Source organism: Arthrobacter agilis (assembly GCF_002953615.1).
GTDB lineage: Bacteria > Actinomycetota > Actinomycetes > Actinomycetales > Micrococcaceae > Arthrobacter_D > Arthrobacter_D agilis_B.
In genome coordinates this window covers 419,359-427,866 of record NZ_CP024915.1, presented here as the reverse complement: position 1 = coordinate 427,866, position 8,508 = coordinate 419,359, and the positions used below count along the sequence as shown (strand labels likewise).

Genomic DNA, 8,508 nt, shown 5'->3' with positions numbered 1-8,508 from the left:
GCGGGATGTGCCCGGTCGGGATGAAGAAGGATGCCCGCCGTTGGGCTTGAAGTGCGTAAAGAGGGTCTGGGTATAACCGTTACGCGTGCATTCGATAACAGCGGAGGTCCGCTCCGGACATGGCGTCCAGGGAGGGAACTACCGCTGCAGATGCGGGTGAGTTGGTATTCACATTTCGAATTATTGCATGTAACAATCGCCTACGCGCAAGTAACAATGCCCGAATGTCCAGCATGCGAGCACTCGGCGTGGCGGACGGCTGATGGACGCGAGAGCGCGCCACCGCGACGACACGGCGATCCGTCCGGTCCCTGGCGGGTCCTGCCGCCTTCCGTCCATACAACGAACGCGGCCCGAACGCACGCCGGAGCCCGCACGAGCGGATGGCAGACGCAACCCTTGAGCGCCCTGCAGGCACCTGAAGGGCCGGAGGCAGCGCCCCGGCTAGGCGGAGACGCGTTCCTGGCGCTTGCGACCGGCACGGGCGGCGAGGAACAGCAACGATCCGACCACCGCGTACCCGATGGCGCCGAGCCAGACCACGCCGGTCTGCTGGGTCAGCAGGGCGATGCTGGCGATGATCGCGAGGATCGGCACGACCCGCGGTACCGAGAAGTGCGGGTGGTCGACCTTGTCCTTCTTGAGGACGAGCACGCTCACATTGGCCGACAGGAACACCAGGAGCAACAGCAGCACGGTGGTCTCGGCCAGCGTGCCGACATCACCCACGAGTGAGAGCACGATGGTCAGAGCGGCGACGACGACGATCGACACCCACGGCGTGCGGCGCTCGGGCAGCACGCGGCTGAACGCCCGCGGCAGCAGCTCGGCCTCCGCGAGGCCGTATCCGACCCGGCTCGCCATCACCATGAACAGCAGGGCGCCGTTGGCGATGGCGACAAGCGCGATGAGGCTGAACAGCCAGGGCGGGATGCCGACGCCGCTGGCGGTCACGACGGCGAGCAGCGGTCCGGTGGACTCGGCGAGTTCGGCCGGCGGCAGGACGATGACCGCGCCGAGGGCGATGAGGAGATAGACGACCGCGGCGGTCCCGATGGCGCCGAAGAGGGCTCGGGGGTAGGCCCTCGACGGATTGCGTACCTCCTCCGCCATGTTGGCGGCAGCTTCGAAGCCGAGGAAGGAGAAGAAGGCGATGACGGATGCCGCGAAGGCACCCTGCAGCGGAGGCACGTCCGGAGCGAACTCGAGGAGCCGGGCAGGCTCACCGTTCCCGCTCCCGAGGACGACGGCGGCGAGCACGATCACGAGCACCAGGCCGGTCACCTCGATCACGGACGCGACGAGGTTCGCGGCGAGGGATTCCCGGACGCCGCGCAGGTTGATCAGCGTGAGCAGGATGATGAAGACCACTGCGGCCGGAGCAGCCGGTACGTCGATGAGTGCAGCCAGGTAGTCACCGGCGAAGGCGTTCGCCAGGGCAGCGGCCGTGGTGATGCCCGAGGCCATCATGAGGAACCCGACGAGGAACGAGAGGTAGGGGATGTTGAAGGCCCGCTCGACGTACCGCGCCGCCCCGCCGGCGTGCGGATACTTGGTGATCAGTTCCGCATAGGTCCCCGCGGTGAGGAGCGCCAGGACCAGCGCGATGAGCAGCGGGAGCCAGATCACGCCCCCGACGTCGTCGGCCATGGTGCCGACGAGGGTGTAGATGCCGGCTCCGAGGGTGTCTCCGACGATGAATGCGAACAGCAGCGGCGTACCGATCGCCCGCTTCAGACCGCCCTCGGTACTCGACTCGGTCGCGCTGATGTCCTTGGTCATCGCCCTATTCGACCCCGTCGACCGCGCCGGCGCAACCCTTCAGCGATCTTCCGACGGAACTTGTCCGGCTCCTGCCGTGGGCCGGACCTGCCCGGACGCTCCGGGGTCCGGCTAGCCGACGACGCCGTAGAGGCGGTCTCCCGCGTCGCCGAGGCCCGGCACGATGTACGACTTCTCGTTGAGCTTCTCATCGATCGAGGCCAGCACGATGGTGACATTGCGGCCGTCCAGCTCCTCCTGCAGGGTCGCGAGGCCCTCGGGAGCGGCGAGCAGGCAGATGCAGGTGATGTCCGCTGCACCCCGCGCGAAGAGGAACTTGATGGCCTCACGGAGCGTGCCGCCGGTCGCGAGCATGGGATCGAGGACGAAGACCTGGCGCCCGGTGAGATCGTCCGGCAGTCGCTCGGCGTAGGTGATGGCCTCGAGGGTCTCCTCGTTGCGGGCCATGCCGAGGAAGCCGACCTCCGCCGTCGGCACGAGGCGCGTCATGCCTTCGAGCATCCCGAGGCCGGCACGCAGGATGGGGACGACGAGCGGCGTGGGCTTCACCAGCCCCGTTCCCTCCGTCTTCGTGACGGGTGTCTCGATGGACACGGTCTCGACGCGGACGTCGCGTGTGGCCTCGTAGGCCAGCAGGGTGACGAGCTCCTCGGTGAGGAGGCGGAACACCGGCGACGACGTGTCCTTGTCCCGGAGAACCGTCAGTTTGTGGGCTACCAGGGGGTGGTCGACTACCAGTACGCGCATGCGTCAAAAGTACCATTGAGCCCATGAACCCCTCCCCCCGTGTCATGGACGCCGAGCATCGGGCGTGGATGGGACTGGCTCTGGATGCGACCGTGCGGACGCACGCGAGCTCCGATGTCCCGATCGGCGCCGTCGTCGTCGGCCCTGGCGGTGACGTGCTGGGCACCGGGTGGAACCAGCGCGAGGAACTCGGCGACCCGACCGCGCACGCGGAGGTACAGGCGATCCGCGCGGCCGCTGCACGGCTCGGCGCCTGGCGGCTCGAAGGCTGCACGCTGGTGGTCACCCTCGAGCCGTGCGCGATGTGCGCCGGGGCTTCCGTCCTGGCTCGCATCCCGCGCGTCGTGTTCGGGGCCTGGGACGAGAAGGCGGGCGCCTCGGGGTCGGTGTTCGACGTGCTGCGCGAGCGCCGCCTGAACCATTGGACCGAGGTGTTCGCGGGCGTCCGCGAGGACGAGTGCGCGCGCCTGCTCAGGGAGTTCTTCGTCACTCAGCGGGCCCCCCGAACGAATAGTGCGTAGGCTTAGTAAATACGCAGCAGACCTCACGAAGGAGCAGACGTGGCAGACCAGCAGGACGGTTTGAAGGAAGTGCAGGACATCCTCGGCAAGGCCGACATCGCCAATCTCACGACGGTGAGCCTGGACGGCAAGCTCGTCAGCAGGCCACTGGCCCTGCAGGCCAGGGACTTCGACGGCGATCTCTGGTTCTTCACCGAGGATCCGTCCCCGAAGGCCGACGAGATCCGCGCGAACCCGCAGGTCAACGTCACAGCGAACACGGGCAAGGGCTACGTATCCATCGCCGGCACGGCGACCCTGACCAAGGACCAGGCCAAGATCGACGAGCTGTGGGGTCCCTCGGTGTCCGCATGGTTCGAGAACGGCCGCGACGATCCCGCCGTCGCCCTCATCCACGTCGACGCCGACACCGCCGAATACTGGTCCATGGATGCGCCGCGCGTCGTCTCGGCCGTGAAGATGGTCAAGGGTCTGGTGACGGGCAGCAAGCCGGACTCCGGCAAGAACGAGGTCATCGAGCTGCCCTAGCGCCTCCTTCCGGCGGCCGGGGCACCCCGTTTTGGGTCTGACGCCTCCAACCCGGTAAAGTAGCGGCGTTGGTGACGTGTCCGAGCGGCCGAAGGTGCAACACTCGAAATGTTGTTTGGTGTAAAAGCCAACGTGGGTTCAAATCCCACCGTCACCGCCCTTTGAAAGGCCCCCATTTCCCGTCTTCACGAGGGAATGGGGGCCTTTCGCTTCGCCCCGGGAAGCGATTTGCGGCTCCTGCGTCCAGTCGACGATGTAGAAGGTCGATCGAGTGATGTCCTCGACGTCACCGCCTGCTTCCCTCACGCCCGTTGCGACATTGCGCAGCGCGGAGTGCCCCTGCCCCGATCCGCTGCGGTGGACGCCCCGGTGTGGCGCACGCCTCGTCCCGACGCCTTGACCCTGTTCCTGGCACAGCCTCTTCAATGGTGAGCACATGGAGCAATCCAGCCCGGCACAACGCTCGTGACTTCACAACCAGAACGCGCTGACTCGCGGGGGGACAACCTACGCCGGCTGCCGGAAGAGACGAAGGAGAATGTCATGGCCAACCCGTACGAGGGCATGCAGGAGTGGGTACAGCAGCTACCGGAGATCGTGCAGCCGCTGGGCGTCGCCGTCGCCGCAACGGTCCCCTACATCGAAGGCGAGGGTGCTGCCGGAATCGGCATCATCCTCGGGATCAACCCGGTCGTGGCGGCGCTCGCTGCCATGATCGGCAACTTCCTGAGCGTGCTCGCCGTCGTCGTGATCAGTTCCCGTGTCCGGGAGAAGGTCGTCGCCGGTCGAGTAGGCGGGGACGGGCCGGCAGATCCCGCATCCACTGCTCCATCGGCCCGGCGTGTGAAGGGGCAGCGCCGCCTGCAGGGCTGGCTCTCCCGATTCGGCGTGCCGGGCGCGAGCCTCCTCGCCCCGCTTGCTCTTCCCACGCAGCTCACCGCCGCGTTCTTCGCAGCATCGGGGGTCCGGAAGGAGCGGGTCCTGTTCTGGCAGGCGATCGCCATCGTCCTGTGGACCGGCGTCATCGCGGCTCTCGCGGCCGGGCTCGTCGGGTTCCTCGGGTGGTGACCGAAGCCTGCGACCACCGCGGGTGGGACGATGGGTTCCCCACGGGCCGGCTGACGGACAGCGGACGCAGCGACTGGCCCGGCGAACGAGGACGCGGAAGGAGTGGCGACAGTGGCGTGGAGCACCCGCGAGATCGCCGAGCTGGCAGGGACGACGGTGAATACGGTGCGTCACTATCACCAGGTCGGTCTCCTCGAGCAGCCGGACAGGACGTCCAACGGCTACAAGCAGTACCAGGTCAGGCACCTGGTCCGTCTCCTGAAAATTCGCCGCCTGCGGGATCTCGACGTCCCGCTCGACCAGATCGACGACGTGACCTTCGACGGCGATTCATCGTTCGAGGCGTTGAGGTCGATCGACGCGGACCTCGCCGTGAGCATCGAGAGGCTGCAGCGCGCCAGGGCGGAGATCCAGGCGATCCTCCAGGGCTCTTCCGTGACGGGCGTGCCGGCAGGATTCGAGGATGTGGCGCCCAGGCTGTCCGAGCAGGACCAGTCCCTGATGCTGATCTACTCCCAGCTGTACGACGACGACGCGATGCAGGATCTGCGGTCCATGATTCGGCAGGATCCGGAGTCGCCGGGCAGGGAATTCGACGAGCTGGCCCCTGACGCCGACGAACCAGCACGTGCCGAACTCGCCGAGCGCTAAGCACCAACCATCGTCGATGCGATCAGGAACTACCCGTGGCTCACGGAGCCCGGGAAGCACCTGTCGAAAAGTCTGGAGGTCACCCGGAACACGGTCGTCGAATCGATCGCGGCACTGTACAACCCGGCACAGCTCGATGTCCTTGCGCGAGCAAGCGTCATCGCCGGAACCATCCTCGAGAAGGAACGGGGCACGGCGGACGAGCAGACGCCCTGAGGTCGGGCCCCGTCCTTTCGGCGTAGCCGGACCTACGCACTCTCGTCGGGGGACCCGCGGAACGCACGCCGCGGGTCCCCCGACGAGACCATCCGACGTCAGTCCTCGTCGCCGGCCGCCGCGGCCTTGACCGCATCCTTCTCGGCGCGCAGGGCCTCCGACTCGTGCTGTTCCTCGGCTTTCTCCTGGCGGATGACCACCGCGAAGAGCTTCTCCATCTCCTTGGCCACGCCCGCTGCCGACGCAGGGTTCTGGCCGGTCACGAGCCGGTCGTCGACCACGACCTTCTCCTCGAAGACGTCGGCGAAGACATGGGTTGCACCCTGTTCCTCGAGACGGTCCGCCAGGAAGAAGGGAATGACCTTGTCCTTGCCCGCGGCGACCTCCTCGTCATTGGTGAAGGCGGCCACCGTGCGGCCCTCGACGAGGCGGAACCCGTTGTCCAGTTCCACATTCACCAGTCCGGCAGGCCCGTGGCACACCGCGCCGACCAGGCCGCCTCCGTTGTACACGGCAGCCACGAGCTTTTGAAGGCCCTCGCTGTCCGGGAAATCCCACATGGTGCCGTGCCCTCCCACGAGGTAGAGGGCGTCGTACTGGGCGGGATCCACGACGTCGACGCGGGCCGTGTTGTAGAGGCCGGCGCGCGTGGTCTCATCCTCCGTGAAGGCCACCTGCACGGGATCGGAGGTGTCCACCTCGTCGCGCGGGGGTTGCCCGCCCTTGATCGATGCGAAGTCGACGAAGTGCCCGGAGTCCTTGAAGACCTTCCAGGGATGTGCAGCCTCGGCCACGTTGTAGCCCGTCTTCTCCCCCGTGTCGCCGATCTCGGAAACGCTGGTCAGAACCATGAGGATCTTCTTCATGGGGTGCTCCTTTCGTCAGCTCCCCACCCTACGCCCGGGTATCGGCACTCGGCCGTCGTCTACGGGTGTCCATCAATTCCCCGCACTTCAGCTTTCAGCAACGAAACGACACTAGCGGGCCTGCAGGCGGGTGCCCTCGGCCTGGTTGCCTTTCTCCCACTCTGATCCGAACGAGGACGCTCCCGGATCCGCGAAGAAGTCGCCCAGCGCCTCCTCGACCGACTCGACATCGTGAACGAGCCGCAGAGGCATGAAGCCCTTCGGGCCTCCCATCGGTATCTCCACCGACTGATCCGGCACCGGCCCTGTGCGCACCAGGACCGCCCATGATCCTTCGTCGGAGGCGTCGGTGGTGCGATGGCAGATGAAGCCCGGGTGCACGGCACCGGCCACCTCGAACCGCGCGCTACCCCGCTCGACGGACACCCGCCCGCCCTTCGTGCCGTCCAGAGCACGCAACGCACCGGCAGCCGCCTCCCTTGCCTCCGCGACAGTGCGCATACCTCGACCGCCAACTGTCCAAGCAGCACGCTCGGGAGCCGGCTTCCTGTTCTTCGCTGCGATCCGCCACGCAACGCCCAGATGCGTCCCGGCCACGAACCCTCCTATCCAGGCAATGCCCGCGGAACCAGCCACGTCGATGCGGACGAAAAGCACCAGGCCGACCGCCAGAGCGCCGAGTAAGCACAGCAGCGCCAACCAAGCGTGACGCACCCCGAATCTGAACAGACACGCGCCCAGCAGGACACTCGCAGCGAGGGCTGTGAATGCGGGCCACGACGCCTCGAGTTGTCCAAGGACGATCAGCGCAGCAGTGCCGCAGGCGATGGCAATGCCGAGGATCAGGTATCCCAACCCCGACTCGCTTTTATGCGCAGTGCGTTTCATAAACCTCTTCATCGTCTCTGATCAGCCAACCCGACCGTCCCACAAGTGATGAGTGGGCTCAGGACGATCTATCCGGCGAAAAAACCGCCCTCGACAAGGATCGCTTGCGCGAACGCCCCTTGGAAGAAGACGCATGCAGCGATGATGACAGTCCCGAGAACCCTCAGGTACGGCCTCATCCCCTGCGCCAGGACTCACGCTATCGCTCACCATGGCGCTACTTCTGTCTTTTCGGCAACGAATTCCGCGCTCTCAACAACAGCCCAGTATGAGACCGGCCGGAGAGTTCATGAGATAAGCCCCCATCAGCGGTACCTGTCGGTGGCTTCGCAACTTACATCAAGACGAAAACGACAGGGCCTTCGTTGCGATAAACAGGTCAGTTCCCTGCCTGGCTGCCACCCCTGGCGGAAATCCAGATGCCCCTTCCCACCGACCCCCGCTCGCCCCTCCTAAGGGCTGCGGCGCCGCAGCCCTTGGGAGCACGTTTCCACTGGGACTTTGTGCGGTTCACTTGGGTAGCAGCATTCCCCGAGCTGCATTCCAGTGGATGCTGAAGTGGGCCGGCCGGGACATCTCGGGTCCAGCGTGGCGAGAACGGCCCGAACCGGCTCGAAGACTAGCGAGCAGCCCTTTGACTACATCTAAGGATCTCTTTGCCTAAGCTCGACTTGAACGACCAGGAATCCGATACCTGACGCGCGGCTGAGTCCAACAGTTCTCGAACTCGTTCGGATTGGCCCGCTCCTGCCGAGATTTCAGCTCTTCGAAGTAGACTTATGACGGATTCAAGAGACGCGTCGGACGCGCTGGTTGCGCGTTTTCCAGTGTCGAGCGCCAATTCTTCCCCCAAAGAGGCCAGCAGGCTACTCAAGTCCACGGTCATCACTCCACTCTCACCAAGACGTTGGGGTCGGGGACATAATACTGAATGCCGCCGCCTGGATACCCGAAGTTGGGACCAACCCTCCCGGATATGTACTCGGAACCTTCGGTAATCCTGAATTGCGCCAACCGTTCCATCGTGTTCACAGACGGCAGAGCCAGATCACTCCTGGTGGCAGGGAGGTTAGGCGTTATGTATCGGCCGAGTGCCTCAGACCCGCCACCGAAGAATCGCAGTCCGTACTGCGCGGAGCCAGCAACCTCCAACGATACCGTTCCCGGCTGGAATGACTGCAGAGCCTCTTTCCTGTATTCGCGAGGAACTCCAAGCTTCTGCAGCCACGCAGACGCGTCCT

At 65.7% G+C, this 8,508-nt stretch carries 9 protein-coding genes and 1 tRNA gene; 5 read left to right on the top strand and 5 right to left on the bottom strand.

The window, feature by feature from the left end:
• Positions 1-444: 444 nt before the first annotated feature.
• Together CVO76_RS02100 and upp are read right to left on the bottom strand one after the other, a co-directional pair.
• Positions 445-1,782: an APC family permease gene (locus CVO76_RS02100; protein ID WP_208740511.1), complete on the bottom strand. Its 1,338-nt coding sequence runs from the start codon at positions 1,780-1,782 to the stop codon at positions 445-447.
• Between the two features lie 111 nt (positions 1,783-1,893).
• Entirely contained in the window at positions 1,894-2,529 is a 636-nt protein-coding gene (upp, locus tag CVO76_RS02095) for a uracil phosphoribosyltransferase (protein ID WP_133080363.1), read from the bottom strand.
• A 23-nt stretch (positions 2,530-2,552) separates the two neighbouring features.
• Between upp and tadA the strand changes: the two genes are divergently transcribed.
• From tadA to CVO76_RS02070, 5 genes are all read left to right on the top strand, one after another.
• Entirely contained in the window at positions 2,553-3,050 is a 498-nt protein-coding gene (gene tadA, locus CVO76_RS02090) for a tRNA adenosine(34) deaminase TadA (RefSeq protein ID WP_208740510.1), read from the top strand.
• Between the two features lie 39 nt (positions 3,051-3,089).
• Complete coding sequence (locus CVO76_RS02085) at positions 3,090-3,578, top strand: pyridoxamine 5'-phosphate oxidase family protein (RefSeq protein ID WP_133080361.1); 489 nt, start codon at positions 3,090-3,092, stop codon at positions 3,576-3,578.
• A gap of 70 nt (positions 3,579-3,648) precedes the next feature.
• Positions 3,649-3,735 (top strand) — tRNA-Ser (locus CVO76_RS02080).
• A gap of 386 nt (positions 3,736-4,121) precedes the next feature.
• Positions 4,122-4,646 carry a small multidrug efflux protein gene (locus CVO76_RS02075; RefSeq protein ID WP_208740509.1) on the top strand — a complete coding sequence of 175 codons (525 nt, stop codon included), beginning with the start codon at positions 4,122-4,124 and terminating at the stop codon, positions 4,644-4,646.
• 111 nt (positions 4,647-4,757) lie between these two features.
• Positions 4,758-5,297, top strand: coding sequence for a MerR family transcriptional regulator (locus CVO76_RS02070; protein ID WP_244186154.1), 540 nt, complete (start codon positions 4,758-4,760; stop codon positions 5,295-5,297).
• A gap of 314 nt (positions 5,298-5,611) precedes the next feature.
• Here the strand turns inward: CVO76_RS02070 and CVO76_RS02065 are convergent, their stop codons facing one another.
• The 3 genes from CVO76_RS02065 to CVO76_RS02055 form a co-directional block, all read right to left on the bottom strand.
• Positions 5,612-6,379: a type 1 glutamine amidotransferase domain-containing protein gene (locus CVO76_RS02065; protein ID WP_208740508.1), complete on the bottom strand. Its 768-nt coding sequence runs from the start codon at positions 6,377-6,379 to the stop codon at positions 5,612-5,614.
• Between the two features lie 111 nt (positions 6,380-6,490).
• A complete protein-coding gene (locus CVO76_RS02060; RefSeq protein ID WP_208740507.1) occupies positions 6,491-7,267 on the bottom strand; it encodes a hypothetical protein in 777 nt (258 codons plus the stop codon).
• An 885-nt stretch (positions 7,268-8,152) separates the two neighbouring features.
• Positions 8,153-8,508, bottom strand: a 356-nt coding sequence (locus CVO76_RS02055) for a glycohydrolase toxin TNT-related protein (RefSeq protein WP_208740506.1), incomplete at its 5' end; no start/stop codon positions are given.

What these genes read in the sequence shown, in the direction of transcription:
- CVO76_RS02100 (WP_208740511.1), bottom strand. Translation starts at nt 1,782, where the DNA reads ATGACCAAGGACATCAGCGCGACCGAGTCGAGTACCGAGGGCGGTCTG.
- upp (WP_133080363.1), bottom strand. Translation starts at nt 2,529, where the DNA reads ATGCGCGTACTGGTAGTCGACCACCCCCTGGTAGCCCACAAACTGACG.
- tadA (WP_208740510.1), top strand. Translation starts at nt 2,553, where the DNA reads ATGAACCCCTCCCCCCGTGTCATGGACGCCGAGCATCGGGCGTGGATG.
- CVO76_RS02075 (WP_208740509.1), top strand. Translation starts at nt 4,122, where the DNA reads ATGGCCAACCCGTACGAGGGCATGCAGGAGTGGGTACAGCAGCTACCG.
- CVO76_RS02065 (WP_208740508.1), bottom strand. Translation starts at nt 6,379, where the DNA reads ATGAAGAAGATCCTCATGGTTCTGACCAGCGTTTCCGAGATCGGCGAC.
- CVO76_RS02060 (WP_208740507.1), bottom strand. Translation starts at nt 7,267, where the DNA reads ATGAAACGCACTGCGCATAAAAGCGAGTCGGGGTTGGGATACCTGATC.